Genomic DNA, 18,036 nt, shown 5'->3' on the forward strand with positions numbered 1-18,036 from the left:
TAGACGTGAAGCGGAGTATCGGTGACTGACTCGACCATCATCTACACGCACACCGACGAGGCCCCGGCCCTGGCGACGTATTCGTTCCTGCCTGTGGTCCAGGCCTACGCCTCAACGGCCGGGGTCAGCGTCGAGAGCCGCGACATCTCCCTGTCGGGGCGGATCATCGCGAGCTTCCCCGAGCGGCTCGAGGAGGGGCAGCGGATCGACGACGCCCTCGCCGAGCTCGGTGAGCTGGCCAAGACCCCCGGGGCGAACATCATCAAGCTGCCGAACATCTCGGCCTCGATCCCGCAGCTGAAGGCCGCGGTCGCCGAGCTCCAGCAGCAGGGCTACGCGCTGCCGGACTACCCGGACGACCCGAAGACCGACGAGGAGCGGGACGTCCGCGCCCGTTACGACAAGGTCAAGGGCAGTGCCGTGAACCCGGTCCTGCGCGAGGGTAACTCCGACCGCCGTGCCCCCGCCTCGGTGAAGAACTACGCCAAGGCGCACCCGCACCGCATGGGTGCCTGGAGCGCCGACTCCAGGACCAATGTCGCGACCATGGACGCCGACGACTTCCGCTCCACCGAGAAGACCGCGGTCATCGCCGAGGCCGGCTCGCTGCGTATCGAGCTGGTGGGGGACGACGGGAGCACCAGCGTTCTGCGCGAGTCGGTGCCCGTGCTGGCGGGCGAGGTCGTGGACGCCTCGGTGATGCGGGTGGCGGCTCTGCGCGAGTTCCTGGCGGCGCAGGTCGCCCGGGCCAAGGCCGAGGGCGTGCTGTTCTCGGTGCACCTGAAGGCCACGATGATGAAGGTCTCCGACCCGATCGTCTTCGGCCACGTGGTGCGGGTCTTCTTCCCGAGGACGTTCGCCGAGTACGGCGAGAAGCTCGCCGCGGCCGGCCTGAGCCCGAACGACGGCCTCGGCGGCATCCTCAAGGGCCTGGAGACGCTGCCCGAAGGCGCGGCGATAAAGGCGTCCTTCGAGGCCGAGATCGCCGACGGCCCCGCCCTGGCGATGGTCGACTCCGACCGCGGCATCACCAACCTGCACGTACCGAGCGACGTCATCGTCGACGCCTCCATGCCGGCCATGATCCGCACCTCCGGCCACATGTGGGGCCCGGACGGCCAGGAGGCCGACACCCTCGCCGTCCTGCCCGACAGCAGCTACTCCGGCGTCTACCAGGTCGTCCTCGATGACTGCCGCGCACACGGCGCCTACGACCCGTCGACGATGGGCTCGGTGTCCAACGTCGGCCTCATGGCGCAGAAGGCCGAGGAGTACGGCAGCCACGACAAGACCTTCGAGGTCCTCAACCCGGGCACGGTCCGGGTCGTCGACGGCAGCGGCAACGTCGTACTCGAGCAGGCGGTGGGCGCAGGCGACATCTTCCGCATGTGCCAGACCAAGGACCTGCCGATCCAGGACTGGGTCAAGCTCGCCGTCACCCGCGCCCGCGCGACCGGCGACCCGGCGGTGTTCTGGCTCGATGAGGGGCGCGCGCACGACGCGACCCTCATCGAGAAGGTCAAGGCCTACCTCGCCGAGCATGACACCGAGGGCCTGCAGATCGAGATCATGCCGCCGGTCGACGCGACCGCGTTCTCCCTGGAGCGCATCCGCCGGGGCGCGAACACGATCTCGGTCACCGGCAACGTACTGCGTGACTACCTGACCGACCTGTTCCCGATCCTGGAGCTCGGCACGAGCGCCAAGATGCTCTCCGTCGTCCCGCTCATGAACGGCGGCGGACTGTTCGAGACCGGCGCCGGCGGCTCCGCCCCCAAGCACGTCCAGCAGCTCGTCAAGGAGGGCTACCTGCGCTGGGACAGCCTGGGCGAGTTCCTGGCGCTCGCGGTCAGCTTCGAGCACCTCGCCCAGACCAGGGGCAACGCGCGCGCCCAGGTGCTCGCCGACACCCTCGACCGCGCCACCGCCACGTTCCTCAACGAGGACAAGTCGCCCAGCCGCCGGGTGGGCGGCATCGACAACCGCGGAAGCCACTTCTACCTGGCGCTGTACTGGGCGCAGGAGCTGGCCAAGCAGAGCGACGACGCCCAGCTCGCGGGGGCGTTCGCCGACCTCGCCAAGACGCTCGCCGAGCAGGAGCAGACCATCGTCGACGAGCTGATCGCGGTGCAGGGCTCGCCGACTGACATCGGCGGCTACTACCGGCCCGACGCGGCCAAGGCGTCGGCCGTCATGCGTCCGTCGAAGATCTTCAACGAGGCCCTGGCGACCCTCGGCTGACGAGATCCGCGCAGGAGTTCCACGGAATGAGGGGAAGGTCCCCGGGCCCGGTTCAACGCTTGCGGCACCTGCCGGAGCGAGGGCCCGAGGGACCTTTCCCACGTACGGTCCGGGAAGGGGATCAGGTGCCGGGCTTTCGGCCGTAGACGTAGACGTCGTCGCCGTTCCGCAACAGGCTCCAGTACTTCTTGGCGTCGCTCTTGCGCATATTGACGCAGCCGTGGGAGCCCGGAGGTGACCACACACTGCCGGCGATGGAATGGAACGCCTCGCCGCCGTCGAAGAACTGGCTGTACGGCATCGCGACGTTGTAGACGCTCGACACATGGTTGATGTCACGCCAGTAGATCTTCTTCGAACCGGTGCGTGTCTCGTAGCCGTTGCGGCCGGTCCGTACCGGCACCGGGCCGAATTTCAGTTTGGAGCCGTCCTGGATCCAGCTCAGCTGGCGGGTCAGGTCGACGCAGGCGATGCGTCCCTTGTTCGTCGGGCAGTTCTTGGCTTTGTTGGGATTGCTGCCGGCGGCTTTCTGATGGTTTATCAAATCCATTACGCCCCAGGTGACAGGCCCGGCGTAGCCGATGGCGGGGCTGATGCCGTGACTGGTCTGGAAGTTGCGTATGGCGTGGCAGTCGCCCGTCGACTGCTTTCCGTCCACCGGCCGCCCCAGGAACTTCTCGACCTTCTTCTGGTCGGGCCCGGCCTTGGTCGTGCACGACGCGGCCTGCGCCGGCGCGCCGAATGCGACCGACAGCGGCAGCGCCATCCCCGTCACTGCGAGTGCGGCGCCCACCCGGCGCCCCCATATCCCGGCTGCTCTCATCATGCCCCTCTCCGTACAGCGCTCGCCGTCGGTTCGACGGTCCTCCTTCCAGACTGCCCACGCGGGCGGGTGGTTGTGCCGCCCGCGCGCTCCCTGTGGCGGGACTTTTCAGGACGGCGGGGCGTGGCGCAGGTGTGGTGCGGGCAGCGGGGCGGCGCTGTCGCCGACGGAGAGCAGGTCCGCGTGGTGTCGCGCCCAGCGCGCGAGGCCGGTGGCGTCGATGCCGTGCGGGGGCCGCGGCTCGTAGGGGGTCAGCCCGGCTGCGGCTCTGCGCAGCAGCGCGGTGGCGCCGGCCGGGTTTCCGCGTGCGGCGTGGGTGAGGCCGACGGCTAGCTGCGCCAGGCTCCGCCATACTTCCCGTTCCGGTTCGGGAGCCGCTTTCCAGGCGTCCTCAAGCACTTCGTGCGCGTGGAAGGGCAGGCCGGTGTCGAGCAGATGCTGGGCCTCGTCCAGAGCCTGTACCGGTGTCCGGGGTACGCCCTCGGGCTGGCGGGCGACACCCTGTGCGCCGTGGGGGAGGGGCCGGCCCAGCCCGTCGCGGGGGCGGGCGTTGCGGGCCCGGCCGCCCGGGTCCCGGTCCCGGGCGGACGGCGTTGGCCGGAGTTGGTCGTCTTTCATGCCTCCAGTGTCGCCGGTCGGCGGAGGGCATGCGCCAACGGCTGATCGGAGTCCGTAAACCCGGATATCTGTGACATCGCTCACGCTGGGAGAGCCGCTAACGAGGCCGGATAGTAGATGGTGCGCCCCGGCATATGAGAAGTTTCCTCCCCGCAGTGGACATATCTCTCACAGGATTGCAGGGATGCTGAGTCCGTTCGGTGTTTTAGCCCGCATGTGCGGCGGGGAAGGACTTCTGACATCACCACAGGTTCGGCTGGGGAAGCTCCTGGAGCAGGACAGCACGCCGATGGGTCCGAAGACAAACGTCATCCTCGCTACGACCCGACGTAGTAGCGCACGGTCGTTGCCCGGTGCGCGCGGCAGTCCTGAGAATGACCGAGCCCGCAAGGCGTTATGGCAGCTCAGGCGCAGATTCCGTGCAGAGCCGGCCGTATCCGGGACAGAGGAATTGCCGTGCTCAATTCCCGGGTGCCGTGCAAACCGGATCGGGAGCTGAACACCGACGCCGAACTACCGAGTGAGGTCGCGCATGAGGAAGCACCGCAGGAATACGCATTACCGGAAGATAGCCATCGCCGCCATCGCCACAGCCGCCGTCGGCGTGCCTTCGGTCGCTCTGGCGTGCGTGGACCGGCAGGACAACACGGGCAACGAGTCCTACGGTCACTGGCAGAACGCGTCCTACGCCCAGCGTTGGACGAAGGCCACCACGACCCCGAGCGCCTCGGGCTCCGCCACCGCCACCGCCTCCGCCACCGTCAAGGTTTCCGGCGCTGCGGCCCGTGTCGTGGAGCTGGTCAACAGCGTGCGCAGCAGGGCTGGGTGCCCGAACCTCACCGTGAACGCGAAGCTGACCATGGCCGCTCAGGATCACAGCGAGGACATGGCGGACTACAGCAACATGTCGCACACGGGCTCCGACGGGTCATCCCCGGACGGCCGGATCACCAGCGCCGGTTACCGCTGGAGCTCCTACGGCGAGAACATCGCCTACGGCTACGCCACTCCCGAGAGCGTCATGGCCGTGTGGATGGCCAGCCCCGGCCACAGGCGCAACATATTGGACTGCTCCTTCAAGGAGATCGGCGTCGGCCTCGCCCAGCCCGGCAGCTACTGGACGCAGGACTTCGGAACGCCCGGATAAGAGGCCGCGAGGTGCCGCAGGCACGGGGCGGCCTCGCGAAGGCCTGCTGTAGATCGCGGCTACGCGTGCCGATGAAGGTGAAGGTGGCTACGGATGCCCGCGCCGCCGGCCGCCGGGCGGTCGGTGAGACGCCCGGCACGGACGCGCAACTGGACGCCGTGGATCACCTCGGTCAGACCCAGGACAATGAGCCAGATGCCGGCCACCAGGGTGAGCGCGGCGATCGAGCCGAAGGGCGACACGATCAGCACCACACCGGCCAGAGCGGTGATGATGCCGAGGAACAGCTGCCAGCCCCGGGCCGGCAGACCTTCGGTGGAGATCGCCACCGCGGTCTGCAGGATGCCCCGCAGCAGCCAGCCGAACCCGATCCACAGGGCGAGCAGCAGGATCGACTCCGCTGCCCCGCGGAAGCAGATCAGGCCCAGCAGCACGCTCAGTGCGCCGGTGATGAAGCTCAGGGCGCGCATATGTCCCGGTACGTGGGTGCCGAAGGCACCGGCCAGCTGGAAGACCCCGCTGACCAGCAGGTAGATGCCGAAGAGGACGCCGACAACGGCCAGGGTTTCGCCCGGCCACGCCAGGACGAGGACGCCCAGTGCGATCGCGGCCACGCCGGCGGCCAGGAGAACCTGCCAGGCGACATTGGCCAGGGCGCCCAGCGCACCGCCATACGGGCTGTCTTCGGCCGGATGGTCGGGCCGTTCGGCATCACGCGGGTTGTCGGAGAAGAAACTCATGGCACCTGCCTTTGTGATGAACAGCACGGCCAGATGTCGACGGGCCCCGGATCCGGCCGTCATGCGGATGGACGGCGTACGGAAGACGCCTGCGCATTCGGGACGGCCCATGATCTGTCAGGTGATGGACGCCCGGGTTCGCGTCGGCGGAATCCCCGTGTGGTCACCGCCTGTCGGCGATGTCCCGATCAAGCCTAGGCGGCGTCGGCGGACGGCGCGACCTGAGACGGTGCTGCCCGATGCCTCCACCCCGGCGGGCTGAGCGTCCGTGGGATCGGTGCCTCCGTCCGAGTGGTCCCCGCCCTGTCGGCGTGACACGTTCCGTAACCGTGGGGACCGTTTGTGTGATTACTTGGTCCCTACTGTTGGAGGCACGCACCTATGACGTCTGTGACCGAAATTCCATTCACCGACAGCGATCTGTCCGGGTTGTTGCCCGCCGTGGGCGCCGAGTCCCCCGCCGACCCCGGGATGTTCGACGACTCGTTCGGGCAGCTCGACCTCGACTCACTCGCCCGTACCGAGATCGCGACGCGCGTCGCGGCGCGCTGGGGCGTGGACATCGAGGACCAGCTGACCCCCGACACGACCCCCGCCGAGGTTCGCCGCCTTGCCCTGCGGGCGGTGAACGAGCGATGAGCGAGCACACCGAGAACGAGATCGTCATCGACGCGCCCCTCGCCTACGTCTGGGCCCGTACCAATGACGTCGCCTCCTGGCCGGACCTCTTCAGCGAGTACGCCTCCGCCGAGATCCTCAGCCAGGACGGCACCACCGTCACCTTCCGGCTCACCCTGCACCCCGATGAGCAGGGCAAGGTCTGGTCCTGGGTCTCGGAGCGCACCGCCGACCTGGAGACAAAGACGGTCCGCGCCCGGCGGGTCGAGACCGGGCCGTTCGACTTCATGAACATCCTCTGGCAGTACGAGGAAGTGGGCCCCGAATCCACCCGGATGCGGTGGATCCAGGACTTCCGGATGAAGCCCGAGGCGCCCATCGACGACGCCGGAATGCGCGACCGCATCAACGGCAACTCAAAGGTGCAGCTCGACCTCATCAAGGAGCGCCTGGAGGCCCGCCTTACCCTCCCCGTCTCCCACGCCGATGTCCCGGCCGACACCCGGCGCGGCGGCGAACTGCGGATCCTGCTCTCGCCCTCCACCACCGGCTGCACCAACGGCTTCAGCGGCATCGTCCAGCTCGCCCCCGGCGAGGCGGTCGCTGAGCACTACCACCCGTACTCCCAGGAGTACATCGTCGTAACCGAGGGCGAGCTCCGGGTGGACCTCGAAAACCGGCCTACCGTGGTTCGAACGCACCACGGTCTGCTCATCCCCCGCGAAGTCCCGCACCGTGTCGTCAACGCCTCCGACGCCCCGGCCCGTGCCGTCTTCTTCATCAGCCCGCTCGCCCCGCGCCCCCACATGGGCCATGTGGACACCGAGACCCGCGAGGAGGCTGCCGCCCTGGTGGCCCGAGAGCTGGCCGAGCGGTGACCAGCGGCAACCGTAGAGCCGTGGTGACGGGTATCGGCGTCATCGCACCCGGCGGGGTCGGCCGTGAGGCGTTCTGGGAACGCATCACCGGCGGCCGCCCCGCCGTCAGGCGGATCAGCCGCTTCGACCCCTCCGAGTACCGCTCGCGGATCGCCACCGAGTGCGACTTCGACCGGCCGAGTCAGGCCTGACCCCCCAGGAGGTACGCCGCAACGACCGCTTCGCCCAGTTCGCCCTCGCCACCGACCGCATCGGCGTCAGCCTCGGCACCGCGGTGGGCCCACCATCACGCTGGAGGACGAGTACGTCGTCGCCAGCGACGGTGGCGCCCGCTGGGAGGTCGACGCCGACCACGGGACGCCGTTCCTCTACCGGGCGATGCTGCCCTCGTCCGCCGCCGCGGAGATATCCCTGCGCTGCGGAGTGCACGGGCCCTCCAGTGTCGTGTCCACCGGCTGCACCTCCGGCATCGACGCCATCGGCTACGCCTTCCAGATCATCAAGGACGGCGAAGCCGATGTGATGTTCGCCGGAGCCGCCGACGCCCCCATCTCCCCGATCACCGTCGCCTGCTTCGACGCCATCCGGGCCACCACCATCGGCGGCCCGGACCCGGAACAGGCGTCAACGCCCTTCGACGCGACACGTGCCGGGTTCGTCCTCGGCGAGGGCAGCGCGGTCCTGGTGGTCCAAGAGCTGGAGCGCGCGATCGCCCGGGGCGCGCACATCTACTGCGAGGTGCGCGGTTACGACAACCGGGCCAACGCCTTCCACATGACCGGCCTCCGCCCCGACGGCTACGAACTCGGCGAGGCCATCATGTCCGCGATGCTCGAGGCCGGCGTCCGCCCCGCCGCGTACGGCGCTGGTGGTGGCCCGCGGCACCGGCGGCTTCAACAGCGCGGTGGTGCTCGGGGCGGTGGGCTAGGGCCTGTCTGACAAATCCCGCCTGCCCCGCGACGGGTTTGTCAGACAGGGCCCAGGGCGCTGTCAAGAGAAGCCTGGCCCCTCACGGAATCCGTGGGGGGCCAGGCTTCTCTTTTGTCACCCGCCCGCGTGCGCTGTCGTGTCAGACGATCTGGGTCCGACCAAGGGCGTGCAGGGCCCCGAATTCAGCCTCGCCCGGTGCCGGGCGGGCGCAAAAGGCGTCGGCTGTGGCGCCGAATGTCGCGATGACGACTGCCTTCTTCGGCACGGGGAGCTTTTCTCGCGAAGGGTGTTCATAGTCGGGGCCGCCGGAAGAATTGCTCCTCCGATGGCCCCACTGTCGACGCGGGTCAGTTCTTGTTGACGCAGGTGGTTTCCGACGCGATGAAGGACCCCAGAGCGAAGCCGTGAATAGGGTTGCCGCACACGTTGAAAAGCGTCGTGGTCTGCTCCTGCTCGACGTTGCTGAACAAACCGCCGACGGACTTCGCCACGAGCCCGTCGAAGCCGCCGTGGCCACCGTCGCTCGCGACAGCTCCGCCGGCCGCACCGACAACAGCGGCACCGGCCGCGAAGGCCAGCACTGCGGCCTGGGAGATACGCTTCATGAATCTAATCCTTTCGTTGATCACTGCCTGGGCAAATTGATTAACGATGGGCACCTTTGCCGGGTGCGCCATGCCACCCGGATGGCCCTCTCGTGCGATCTTCGCGGCGCCGCCGAGTTCCGTGTCCTCAAACGCCGGACTGGGGCACCTCCTGGGGGCACCTCCCGGCCGAAGGCTGGGGGAGGTAGCTGGGGGCGCTTGAGAAAGGCCGTCCGGCGATTGGGGATCGGCGTCCGAGGCGGAAAGCTGGGCCGCGTTACCTGTTGACGCAAATGACGTGGGCGGTCGTCTTTCCCACGCCACCCAGCGGGGTGAGGGTGTTGCCGCATACATTGATCTTCGTGGTGACCGGGATCTGGATCACGTTGCCGCTGAGGAAACCGGTGGCCTTTGCCGAGGCGCCGTCGTGGCCGTCGTGCGCGACGGCTCCGCCGGCGGCGGCGAGAAGGGCGGCGCCCGCCGCGACGGTCAGCGCGGCGGCCTGGAGAATACGGTTCATGTGTCTGTTCCTCTCCTGCTGATCCGGGTGTCGCCGACGGCCGGGTTCAAGGCGCCGGGCGTAACGGTGGCCGTGTTGTCGCACGTGTTGACGAACGTCGCCGTCGTGGGCGACGGCGCGCGGTCTTCGAAAGCGGCTCATGAGCGTTTCCTTTCTTTGGATCAGAGCCTTGCGTCTGATCAACGAATACGCCTGTGGACGGAGTCGCCTCGTAACCCTGATGACGGAGCCTCAATTCACGTTCGGCGCAACCCAACCGGCAACATGGCCGGATTTGCCTGATCCTGGATCATATGAACCGCCTGCTCGCCGTCGCCGGGACGGTCCTCGCCGCCGTCTGGTGCTGCGCCGGGGCCGATGCGGCCCCCCCGGCCCCGAGGAGCCCCGTGGGCCAGTCCTTCTGGGCTAACCCCGACAGCCGCGCCGCCCTCCAGGCACGGTTCTGGGAGGCCCATGGCCGTACCGAGGACGCCGCGCTGCTCCGGCGTATCGCCGAACAGCCCATGGCCACCTGGATCCACGACACCGGCCCCGCCGCCGAGGACCAGGTCCGCGACATCACCAGCGCCGCCGCCTACCAGGACCGCGTCCCGGTCCTGGTGGCCTACGACATCCCGCATCGCGACTGCGGCCTCTACTCCGAGGGCGGCGCCGAGGGCCCGGACGCCTACCGCGCCTGGATCGCCCGGGTCGCGGCCGGCATCGAGGACCGCAAGGCCGTGGTGGTGCTGGAACCCGATGCCGTCCCCCAGCTCGTCGCTGGCTGCAGGGGAGCCGAACGGAACGACGAAAGGCTCGCGTTGCTGGCCGACGCGATCAGGACGCTGAAGGCCCGTCCGGGCGTCAAGGTGTACCTCGACGCGGGCAACGCGGGGTGGATCGCCGATCAGAAGGTCCTCGTGGAGGCGTTGCAGCAGGCCGGCGTCCGCGAAGCGGACGGCTTCGCGCTCAATGTGTCCAACTTCCAGACCACTCGGGTGAGCGAGGCATACGGCGAGAAGCTCTCCGCCGCGCTGGGCGGCACGCACTTCGTGATCGACACCAGCCGCAACGGCAATGGACCCTACGAGGGCGGCGACGCGTACGAGGACGCCGAGACCTGGTGCAATCCGCCGGGCCGCGCGCTCGGGCAGCCGCCCACCACCGCGACCGGCAACCCGCTCGTCGACGCCTACCTGTGGGTCAAGCGGCCCGGCGAATCCGACGGCTCCTGCCGTGGGGCTCCGCCGGCGGGGCAGTGGTGGTCCGACTACGCCTTGCGCCTGGCGCGTGCGGCGCAGGCCCGGGTGCCGGTTCCGTCCGGTTGAGGACGGAACCGGCACGCCCGGTCCCGGGCGCTTTCACTTCACGTGCAGCCACCGGGCCGTGGAAGGCGTGCCCCGCCCGTCGCGGACGAAAAGCATGTACCAGCCGCTCGGCACAAGCGTCGGATCCCGCGGGATCGTGACGGCGACCGCCCCGGCGCGGCGCTCGACGGACAGCCCGATCGAGCGCTGCTCGACATCGGTGGCGTGGGTGACGGCGCTGGGCCGCATGAGGCGGGCGGTGCGGACGGCATCGGGGTCCGGAGTCAGGAAGGAGGCGGTGTCCCCGCGGTACACCTCGGCGGGGCCGGCGCCTAGGAGCGGCTTGGCGGTCCGGTAGAGGTACGGCGGGGTGTAGACCTCGATGCGCTGCTCGAAGACGCCGGACTGGGTGTCGTCCGTGTCGGCGAAGAGCGGGTTGGAGCCGAAGACGGCGATACGCCCGTCGGGCAGGAGGAGCGCCTCGGAGTGGTAGTCGCGGCCGACCGTGGGGGCGGCGGCGGTGTGGAAGGCGTCCTGGGCGGGGTCGTAGAACTGGGCTCGAAGGATGTCGCTGGCGCGCTTGCCGCGGTAGTCGGCGGAGCCGCCGGTGGTGAAGACGTTGTCGTCGGGGGTGAGGACGGCGTTGAGGTAGCGAGTGCCTTGGGGTAGGTCGGGGCCGCTCCGGTAGCGGGGGTCCTTGGCCTTGAGGTCGACCAGGGCGGTGCGCGCGGTGGAGCGGTGCGACTCGCCGACGCCGCCCCCGCCGAGGATCATGAAGCGCTGCAGCTGGGCGGGCGGCAGCAGGACGGACGCGGAGGTCTCGGTCTGGTCGGTGGCGGCGAGGCCGGGGACGGGGGTGAAGGCGTTCTTGTCCAGGTCCCACAGGCCGGGGTGGCGGCCTTCCTCCGCCGGGCCGTAACCCGCGTTGGAGCCGGAGTAGAAGAGGCTGCCGCCCTGGGTGAGGAAGAGGGCCGGGTAGGTGGGGAAGTAGCGGGTGGGCCCGGCGGACCACTTACGGGTGGCGGGGTCGAAGATCTCGTTCTTGCCGGGGATGATCTCGCCCATGTCGTCCAGGCCGGAGACGGCGAGTACCCGGCCGTCCCGGAGGGTGACCAGCGTCGGGTACCAGCGGGCCTCGGCCATGGAGTCGACGGAGATGTACCTCTCGGCGACGGGGTCGAACTCGTAGGCCGCACGGAGCCCCTGGAAGTCCTTCTTGTCGAGCCCGAGCTTCGCGGCCAGGCCGTAGAGATTGTCGGCGTCCTTGCCCCGGAGGCCGACGATCGCGTACTGGTCGGCGGTGTTGCTGATGCCGCTCTCGCCCCGGATCACCGCCTCGACGTAGACGCGGGCCTCGCTCGCGGTGACGGTGACCTTCTTGTCCTTGTCCTTGTCATTGCCGGTCTCGGTCTTCTTGGCGCGGGGGACAAGGACGTCGATCTGGGAGCGGTACTCCTTGCCGGAGGTCCCGCGGAAGAGGGTGCCTTTGGCGAAGAAGCGGGGCTTGTCGGGGTCCTCGTTCTTGATGAGCATCGCGCCGCCGGCCCGGTTGATGTCGCCGGTGAGCTTCTCGTAGCGGGCGGTGCCGCCGGCGACGAGAAGTCTGCCGTCGGGGAGCTGGGCGTGGCCGGAGCAGAACATGTCCTTGGGGGTGTCGATCTCCTTGAAGGAGTTGTCCGACGGGTCCCACAGGACGCTCTGGAAGGTGCCGGAGTCGAACTTCTTCTGGTCGTTGCCGGATCCGGCGATCAGCAGGACCTTGCCGGTGTGCAGAAGAGCGGCGTGGATGGCGTTGATCCGGTAGCGCCGGGGGACGCTGACCAGGTCCCAGTGGCCGTAGGCCGCCATGTAGCGCGGCTGGTTGATCCGGTACTGGTGGTAGGTGCGCTCGGCGAAGCCGACGGTTGCGGGGGCGTTCATCCCGGCGAGTGCGACGAGCGCCGTCGCTCCGAGCGCCGTCTTGCGGAACTGCGGGCTGGGACGGTACCTCACAAGGGCCTTCCTTTACGCGGATTTGTGCTCTTCACGCGGGCTCATACGGGTTCGTACGGGTTCGCGCGAGGCAGTGCTGCTGTTCGAGCGAGCGGGGCGGGGCGGCGCGACGACGGCCTTGGCCGCGGTGCTGCCACGGCGGGCACGGAGCTGGGTGACCTGCCAGGCCAGCGGCGGGGCGATGGAGATGAGCAGCGCCACCGCGGCCCACGTACGCATGGCGACGTGGCTGTGGCCGAGGAAGAACGATCCGCCCAGCGAGGCGCCGAAGAACGTCGCCCACAGCAGGTGGGTACGGAAGGTCGCGAGCCGGTCGGGACTGGCGGAATCACCCTTCGGAGTCACGACGAAGCGCGAGCGGCGGCGCAGCAGTGCCTCGGCGAGCGACCGGGCGTAGATCGGCGCGGAGAGCGCCGACATCATCATGCCGGCCGCGCCGGAGGAGCCTTTGGGTTCGTGCGGGCTGACGTTGTGGCGGCGGTTCCAGATGTAGAGGCCGATCTGGAGGGCGGCGGCGTCGCTGTAGAGCATCATCCACACCTGGGAGTCGATGTGGACGCCGGAGGCACCGAGGCCGAGGAAGAGGGCGCAGGAGAGGCCGCCGAGGAACCAGTTGACCGCCGTCATCGGGTAGTACGTCATCAGGAAGGCGTAGTTGAGGAACTTGCCCGGCGACAGCGTGAACGGCACCTTCCAGAACTGTTTGATCAGGGTTTCGTAGGTGCCGCGGCTCCAGCGGAGCTGCTGGGTGAAGAAGTCGGTCCAGGAGCTGGGGCCTTCGCCGACGGCGAGGACGTCGGGGGTGTAGACGGAGCGCCATTTGCGGCGGGTGGCGGGGTTGCGGTGGCGGTGGAGTTCGAGGCCGGTGGCCATGTCCTCGGTGATGGAGTCGTAGAGGCCGCCGATGCCCTTGAGGGCGCTGACCCGTACGACGTTGTTGGTGCCGACGAACATGGGGGAGCCGTAGGCGTTCCCGGCTCGTTGGATGAGGGCGTGGAAGAGGAACTGCTGGCTCTCGGCGGCCTTGGTGACGGCGGTGTCGTAGTTGCCGTAGACCTGCGGGCCGACGACGAAGGCGATGTCGGGGTCGCGGAAGTAGCCGAGCATCCGCTCCAGGAAGTTCGGGAGCGGGATGTGGTCGGTGTCCACGCAGGCCATGAAGTCGTAGTCCTCGCCGTAGGCCTCCAGCCATGAGTTGTAGTTGCCGTGCTTGGTGCGGGCCCGGAAGGCACCCTTGTGCTGGTTCCATCGCCGGACACCTTTGCGGCTGAAATGGCGCACGCCGAGCGTGTCGCAGAGCCGGCGGACGTCGGGGTCGTTCCCCTCGTCGAGCAGCCAGATGTGCAGCGGGCCGTCGTGGCGGACCCGTACCGCGCCTTCGAGGGTCGCCCTGAGCATCGCCAGCGGCTCCCTGGCGGGCACGAAGCTGGTGAGAAACGCCACCCTGGTGCCTGGTTCGGCGGTTACGGGGACCGGGTCGCGGGCGACGAGGGTGGCGTGGGCGTTGGACGCGACGATGATCACCCGGAAGAGCTCGATCAGGCCGATCGACACCAGCATCACCGTGTCGGCGGCGGTCGCCCAGGCGGGCATGTACTGGCGGTGCACCCAGTGCCGCGGCTGCATCAGCCAAACCAGCAGCACAAGGGACAGCACAGGCGCGGCCGACAGCAGCAGCGCGGTCCGCACGCGGTGCCGCCCGGCGGTGAGGAGGCTGCGATATCTGACGCGGTACGGGCGGCCGGCCGGTGGTTCGGTGAGCGGGCCGGCGAGCCGGCTGAACCGTTCGTAGTCGTAACCCGTGGCGAGGGGCGGGCCGGCCTCGGGGGAGGTGGGGGCGGGCACGAGTGCCGGCTGTTGGCCGGTTGCCGGCCGGGCGCTGCTCGGTGTGATCGTCACGAGACCCCCGTAGGCGCAAACTGGTGCAGATTATGTGATCGCTAATCAGAAGCTAACAAAACGCCTAGCGGATTACGTGACAGGCTGATTGTCGGCGTGGCGTCGGGGTGAAGCGGGCGCCGCGGCACCCAAACGCATCACGTGCAAGGCCATTGCTGGACGCGGCGACTGGCCGATACGCTCTGTTCGCGATACCGATCACCTTCCGGAATCTCGAACAAAGTCCTCGGAGAGAGGAGAAGAGAGCAGAGATGGGACGCCTGGTACCTGCCGTGACCCGAGCCCTGGACATCCTGGAGCTCTTCCTCGAAGGCGACGGCACATTGTCCGCCCCAGAGATAACCCGCAAGCTCGCGCTGCCTCGCACCACCGTGCATGAACTGGTGACCACACTCGCCGCCCGCAACTATCTCGTGACGCTGCCGGACCAGCCCGGCCGGTACCGGCTCGGAGTGCGCCCGTACCAGCTGGGCAGCCGCTACGCCGAGCAACTCGACCTCGCAGCCGAGGGGCAGCAGGTCGCGCGTACCGTCGCCGAGACCTGCGACGAGACGGTGCACGTGGCGATACTCGAAGGCACCGATGTGATCTACATCGCCAAGGTGGACAGCACCCACGCCGTGCGGATGGTCTCCGCCGCCGGGCGGCGGCTGCCGGCGCACTGCACCTCGGTCGGAAAGATGCTGCTCGCGTCACTCTCGGCCCCGGCGCTCGACGCGCGGCTGCCGGAGGACCGGCCGCTGCCCGCGATGACCCCGCACAGCATCACCTCACCCCATGAGCTGCGCCGCCAGCTGGCCGCGATCCGCGAGCGCGGCGTCGCGGTCGAGCGGCGGGAGTCCAATCCGGACGTCACCTGTGTCGCCGCCCCGGTGCGGGATTCGGCGAGTCAGGTGGTGGCCGCGCTGAGCATCTCCGTACCGATGATCCGGTGGAACGAGGAGCGGCAGGCCGAACTGGAGGAGCTGGTGGCCAAGGGCGCCCGACAGCTCTCCGAGCGGCTCGGGCACCGGGGGCGTGAGCTGTGAGCGGACGACCGGGCGAGGTGGAACTCGCTTTCCCCGCGAAGGCCCGGCTCGGCGAGGGGCCCACTTGGGACCCGGCCTCGGACCGGCTGATATGGGTGGACATCCTCGCCTCCCGGGTGCACTCCTTCGACCCGGCGACCGGCCACAGCAGCGTCCTCGCCACCGAACAGCACGTCGGCGCCGCCAAACCCCGCTCGGGCGGCGGCCTGGTGGTCAATCTGCGCGACGGGGTCGGACTGTACGACGCAGACGGTGCCTTCCGCTGGCTGCACCGGGAGGCCATCCCCGGGCGCAGGGCGAACGACGCTGCGGTGGACGCCGCCGGGCACCTGTGGGCGGGCACGATGCGCTACGACGAGGCACCCGGCGGCGGCACCCTGCGGCGGATCGCACCGGACGGCACGGTGACACCGGTGCTGGACGACGTGGCCGTCAGCAACGGCACGGGATGGAGCCCGGACGGCACCCTTATGTACTACGTGGACAGTCCCACCGGGCGTGTCGACGTCTTCGACGTGGACAGCGGCACCGGGCTGCTCCGGGACCGGCGGCCGCTCGCGGTGATCGAGGACGGCGCCGGCTTCCCGGACGGCCTGACCGTGGACGCGGACGGCTGTGTATGGGTCGCCCTCTGGGACGGCGGAGCGGTGCGCCGCTATACGCCGGAAGGAAAGCTCGACCGAGTGGTGGAACTGCCGGCCGCGCGGGCGACGGCGTGCGTCTTCGGTGGCCCTGACCTCACCGAGCTCTACATCACCACAGCGACGACCGGGCTGGACGCGCGGGCGCTGGCGGCCCAGCCGCTCGCGGGATCGGTGCTGGTGGTGTCAGGCGCCGGGATCGGGCTCCCTGGTAAAACCTTTGCAGGGTGACGGTCATTGATGGTGTTTTCACCAACTTTTCACGTCTCTCATTCACCGCTCATGTGTACGGCTCACGCATTGATCACATAACCTGCCGTGGCGATGGACTACTGCTCTTCGTGCCGACGGCACATCAATGGCGCCCTCTCCTGCCCGGGTTGCGGCACTCCCGCCCATGAACTCAACGCGAGTGCCGTACCCGAGGCTGCCCCGGAACCGGCCGAGGCGGGTGCAGAGGAGACCCCGGCCCCGGCCCCTGCCCCGCCGGCCGGGGGCCGCCGGGCAGCCCGGCTGGCCGCCGCCCAGCAGCAGCGGGGCGGCCGGAACCGTAACCGCCGTACCCGCAGCATCAGGACGCGGCGCAGGTCCCGGCTGCTCGTCGGCAGCCTGATCGGCGCGGGCATCGTGCTGGTCGGTGTGAGCGTCAGCGAACTGCCCATCGTGCGCTCCTACTCCGGCGGCACGGCCTCCTCCGACGCAGCCACGTCGGATCCGGCCGCGGCGGGCGGCGCAAGCAGCGGCCCGAGCGGCAGCGCCGGCAGCGACAGCCCGATATCGGGCTCGGACGCTTCGACGAGCGCATCGGGCAGTCCCAAGCCGAAGAAGTCGCCCAAAGCCTCGGCCAGCGGCACGGCCACCGCCTCGGGCGCCGTCCCGGCCTCGCCCGTTCCCGTCTCGGCCATCTCCGCCTCCTCCGGCAGGGCGTCCGCGTCCGCGTCGGGGCGGACCTCCGCATCGCCGTCCCCGGCCCCCTCGAAGGCAAGCCCGTCGCCCAGCAACACCTGCAAGCGCGTCCTGTGGTGGTGCGGGTAGAGCAGTCGCGCCACCCTCGGTGCCCTCGGTACCCGGGTTTGTGCTGGAGCGCGCTCTAATCCGTAGGTTCGGTGCATGACCACTGAACAGCGCAAGATCAACACTGGATTCGGAGTTCGAAGCACCGCGAGTGATGTTCTGCGGGGCATCGACCTGTCCGGCAAGCTCGCCATCGTGACCGGTGGCTATTCGGGACTGGGCTTGGAGACGACGCGGGCCCTCGCCGGCGCGGGAGCCCACGTCGTCGTCCCCGCCCGGCGCCGCGGCACCGCCCAGGAGGCGGTGAACGGGATCGACGGCGTGGAGGTGGAGGAGCTGGACCTGACAGACCTCGACAGCGTGCGGTCGCTCGCCGAGCGCTTCCTCGCCTCGGACCGCGGGATCGACATCGTGATCAACAACGCCGGGATCATGGCCGCTCCGGAAACGCGTGTCGGCCCCGGCTGGGAGGCCCAGTTCGCCACCAATCACCTCGGTCACTTCGCGCTGGTGAACCGGCTGTGGCCGGCGATCGCGCGAGGGGGCGCACGGGTGGTTTCGGTGTCCTCCAACGGACACCAGCTCTCGGACATCCGCTGGGACGACGTGCACTTCGAGCACGGATACGACAAGTGGCAGGCTTACGGGCAGGCGAAGACGGCCAACGCCTTGTTCGCCCTGCATCTGGACGCGCTGGGCCGTGACGCCGGGGTACGGGCGTTCTCGCTGCACCCTGGCACCATCTCCACACAGCTGGCCCGCCACATGTCCCAGGAGGAGCTGGCAGAGCTGGCGGCGACGATTGGCGCCAGCCCGACGAACAGCGGCTGGAAGACGCCCGAACAGGGCGCGGCGACACAGGTGTGGGCGGCGACCTCACCCCAGCTGGAAGGCATGGGCGGCGTGTACTGCGAAGATTGCGACATCGCCGAGCCCGCCGCGAAGGACACCGTCCTGGGCAGCGGAGTGAGCGGCTGGGCCACTGATCCGGAGCGGGCCGCACGGCTGTGGAAGCTGTCGGCCGAGCTCACCGGGGTCGATGCCTTCACCACGACGTGAGATGAGTGTGCGCCGCCA

At 69.3% G+C, this 18,036-nt stretch carries 19 protein-coding genes and 1 pseudogene; 11 read left to right on the top strand and 9 right to left on the bottom strand.

The features are described 5' to 3' along the window. Positions 1–21: 21 nt before the first annotated feature. Positions 22–2,241: an NADP-dependent isocitrate dehydrogenase gene (locus tag FCI23_RS04100; protein WP_136722059.1), complete on the top strand. Its 2,220-nt coding sequence runs from the start codon at positions 22–24 to the stop codon at positions 2,239–2,241. A gap of 121 nt (positions 2,242–2,362) precedes the next feature. Here the strand turns inward: FCI23_RS04100 and FCI23_RS04105 are convergent, their stop codons facing one another. After that, on the bottom strand, positions 2,363–3,007 hold the full coding sequence (locus tag FCI23_RS04105; protein ID WP_407645926.1) for a L,D-transpeptidase family protein: 645 nt from the start codon (positions 3,005–3,007) through the stop codon (positions 2,363–2,365). A gap of 165 nt (positions 3,008–3,172) precedes the next feature. Next, positions 3,173–3,682 (bottom strand): DUF309 domain-containing protein, encoded by a 510-nt coding sequence (locus FCI23_RS04110; protein WP_136722061.1) that lies wholly within the window; start codon positions 3,680–3,682, stop codon positions 3,173–3,175. 532 nt (positions 3,683–4,214) lie between these two features. Between FCI23_RS04110 and FCI23_RS04115 the strand changes: the two genes are divergently transcribed. Beyond that, positions 4,215–4,829, top strand: a complete 615-nt coding sequence (locus FCI23_RS04115; RefSeq protein WP_136722062.1) for a CAP domain-containing protein — start codon at positions 4,215–4,217, stop codon at positions 4,827–4,829. Between the two features lie 59 nt (positions 4,830–4,888). Here FCI23_RS04115 and FCI23_RS04120 read toward each other — a convergent pair whose 3' ends face one another. Then, positions 4,889–5,569 (bottom strand): HdeD family acid-resistance protein, encoded by a 681-nt coding sequence (locus FCI23_RS04120; protein ID WP_136722063.1) that lies wholly within the window; start codon positions 5,567–5,569, stop codon positions 4,889–4,891. A gap of 390 nt (positions 5,570–5,959) precedes the next feature. On the opposite strand from FCI23_RS04120, the gene FCI23_RS04125 reads away from it, so the two are divergent. The 4 genes from FCI23_RS04125 to FCI23_RS63565 all read left to right on the top strand — a co-directional run bounded on the left by FCI23_RS04125 (position 5,960) and on the right by FCI23_RS63565 (position 8,004). Next, positions 5,960–6,208 carry an acyl carrier protein gene (locus FCI23_RS04125; protein ID WP_246143308.1) on the top strand — a complete coding sequence of 83 codons (249 nt, stop codon included), beginning with the start codon at positions 5,960–5,962 and terminating at the stop codon, positions 6,206–6,208. Further along, on the top strand, positions 6,205–7,065 hold the full coding sequence (locus FCI23_RS04130) for a cupin domain-containing protein (RefSeq protein WP_136722065.1): 861 nt from the start codon (positions 6,205–6,207) through the stop codon (positions 7,063–7,065). Before FCI23_RS04125 ends, FCI23_RS04130 begins: the two co-directional genes overlap by 4 nt. A 20-nt stretch (positions 7,066–7,085) precedes the next feature. Continuing rightward, positions 7,086–7,256, top strand: coding sequence for a beta-ketoacyl synthase N-terminal-like domain-containing protein (locus tag FCI23_RS63560; RefSeq protein WP_407645927.1), 171 nt, complete (start codon positions 7,086–7,088; stop codon positions 7,254–7,256). A 187-nt stretch (positions 7,257–7,443) separates the two neighbouring features. Continuing rightward, positions 7,444–8,004 carry a beta-ketoacyl synthase N-terminal-like domain-containing protein gene (locus FCI23_RS63565; RefSeq protein WP_407645928.1) on the top strand — a complete coding sequence of 187 codons (561 nt, stop codon included), beginning with the start codon at positions 7,444–7,446 and terminating at the stop codon, positions 8,002–8,004. A 130-nt stretch (positions 8,005–8,134) separates the two neighbouring features. Here FCI23_RS63565 and FCI23_RS62275 read toward each other — a convergent pair whose 3' ends face one another. The 3 genes from FCI23_RS62275 to FCI23_RS04145 all read right to left on the bottom strand — a co-directional run bounded on the left by FCI23_RS62275 (position 8,135) and on the right by FCI23_RS04145 (position 9,099). After that, positions 8,135–8,260, bottom strand: a complete 126-nt coding sequence (locus tag FCI23_RS62275; protein WP_265737718.1) for a hypothetical protein — start codon at positions 8,258–8,260, stop codon at positions 8,135–8,137. 82 nt (positions 8,261–8,342) lie between these two features. Next, a complete protein-coding gene (locus tag FCI23_RS04140) occupies positions 8,343–8,600 on the bottom strand; it encodes a chaplin (RefSeq protein ID WP_136722066.1) in 258 nt (85 codons plus the stop codon). A gap of 256 nt (positions 8,601–8,856) precedes the next feature. Next, entirely contained in the window at positions 8,857–9,099 is a 243-nt protein-coding gene (locus FCI23_RS04145) for a chaplin (protein ID WP_136722067.1), read from the bottom strand. A 293-nt stretch (positions 9,100–9,392) separates the two neighbouring features. On the opposite strand from FCI23_RS04145, the gene FCI23_RS04150 reads away from it, so the two are divergent. Then, on the top strand, positions 9,393–10,406 hold the full coding sequence (locus FCI23_RS04150; protein ID WP_136722068.1) for a glycoside hydrolase family 6 protein: 1,014 nt from the start codon (positions 9,393–9,395) through the stop codon (positions 10,404–10,406). Positions 10,407–10,439: 33 nt separating this feature from the next. Here FCI23_RS04150 and glxA read toward each other — a convergent pair whose 3' ends face one another. Further along, a complete protein-coding gene (glxA, locus tag FCI23_RS04155) occupies positions 10,440–12,377 on the bottom strand; it encodes a radical copper oxidase GlxA (protein ID WP_136722069.1) in 1,938 nt (645 codons plus the stop codon). 12 nt (positions 12,378–12,389) lie between these two features. Then, positions 12,390–14,222 carry a glycosyltransferase family 2 protein gene (locus FCI23_RS04160; protein WP_246143381.1) on the bottom strand — a complete coding sequence of 611 codons (1,833 nt, stop codon included), beginning with the start codon at positions 14,220–14,222 and terminating at the stop codon, positions 12,390–12,392. 305 nt (positions 14,223–14,527) lie between these two features. On the opposite strand from FCI23_RS04160, the gene FCI23_RS04165 reads away from it, so the two are divergent. From FCI23_RS04165 to FCI23_RS64600, 3 genes and pseudogenes are all read left to right on the top strand, one after another. Next, positions 14,528–15,304 (top strand): IclR family transcriptional regulator, encoded by a 777-nt coding sequence (locus FCI23_RS04165; RefSeq protein ID WP_136722071.1) that lies wholly within the window; start codon positions 14,528–14,530, stop codon positions 15,302–15,304. Next, positions 15,301–16,176, top strand: coding sequence for an SMP-30/gluconolactonase/LRE family protein (locus tag FCI23_RS04170; RefSeq protein WP_136722072.1), 876 nt, complete (start codon positions 15,301–15,303; stop codon positions 16,174–16,176). The genes FCI23_RS04165 and FCI23_RS04170 overlap by 4 nt, the downstream gene beginning before the upstream one ends. A gap of 93 nt (positions 16,177–16,269) precedes the next feature. Then, a pseudogene (locus tag FCI23_RS64600) lies at positions 16,270–16,575 on the top strand (SCO2400 family protein); the annotation flags it as partial. Positions 16,576–16,616: 41 nt separating this feature from the next. Here FCI23_RS64600 and FCI23_RS04175 read toward each other — a convergent pair. Beyond that, positions 16,617–16,955, bottom strand: coding sequence for a hypothetical protein (locus FCI23_RS04175; protein WP_136722073.1), 339 nt, complete (start codon positions 16,953–16,955; stop codon positions 16,617–16,619). Positions 16,956–17,055: 100 nt separating this feature from the next. Here FCI23_RS04175 and FCI23_RS04180 point away from each other — a divergent pair, with 100 nt between their 5' ends. After that, positions 17,056–18,018 (top strand): SDR family NAD(P)-dependent oxidoreductase, encoded by a 963-nt coding sequence (locus tag FCI23_RS04180; RefSeq protein ID WP_136722074.1) that lies wholly within the window; start codon positions 17,056–17,058, stop codon positions 18,016–18,018. Positions 18,019–18,036: the final 18 nt, after the last annotated feature.

This window comes from Actinacidiphila oryziradicis, assembly GCF_005047355.1.
GTDB classification, from domain to species: Bacteria; Actinomycetota; Actinomycetes; order Streptomycetales; family Streptomycetaceae; genus Actinacidiphila; species Actinacidiphila oryziradicis.

Excerpts from the sequence above, each read along its gene's own strand:
- FCI23_RS04105 (WP_407645926.1), bottom strand. The coding sequence starts at position 3,007 with ATGGCGCTGCCGCTGTCGGTCGCATTCGGCGCGCCGGCGCAGGCCGCG.
- FCI23_RS04110 (WP_136722061.1), bottom strand. The coding sequence starts at position 3,682 with ATGAAAGACGACCAACTCCGGCCAACGCCGTCCGCCCGGGACCGGGAC.
- FCI23_RS04115 (WP_136722062.1), top strand. The coding sequence starts at position 4,215 with ATGAGGAAGCACCGCAGGAATACGCATTACCGGAAGATAGCCATCGCC.
- FCI23_RS04120 (WP_136722063.1), bottom strand. The coding sequence starts at position 5,569 with ATGAGTTTCTTCTCCGACAACCCGCGTGATGCCGAACGGCCCGACCAT.
- FCI23_RS04130 (WP_136722065.1), top strand. The coding sequence starts at position 6,205 with ATGAGCGAGCACACCGAGAACGAGATCGTCATCGACGCGCCCCTCGCC.
- FCI23_RS63565 (WP_407645928.1), top strand. The coding sequence starts at position 7,444 with ATGCTGCCCTCGTCCGCCGCCGCGGAGATATCCCTGCGCTGCGGAGTG.
- FCI23_RS04140 (WP_136722066.1), bottom strand. The coding sequence starts at position 8,600 with ATGAAGCGTATCTCCCAGGCCGCAGTGCTGGCCTTCGCGGCCGGTGCC.
- FCI23_RS04145 (WP_136722067.1), bottom strand. The coding sequence starts at position 9,099 with ATGAACCGTATTCTCCAGGCCGCCGCGCTGACCGTCGCGGCGGGCGCC.
- FCI23_RS04150 (WP_136722068.1), top strand. The coding sequence starts at position 9,393 with ATGAACCGCCTGCTCGCCGTCGCCGGGACGGTCCTCGCCGCCGTCTGG.
- FCI23_RS04165 (WP_136722071.1), top strand. The coding sequence starts at position 14,528 with ATGGGACGCCTGGTACCTGCCGTGACCCGAGCCCTGGACATCCTGGAG.
- FCI23_RS04180 (WP_136722074.1), top strand. The coding sequence starts at position 17,056 with ATGACCACTGAACAGCGCAAGATCAACACTGGATTCGGAGTTCGAAGC.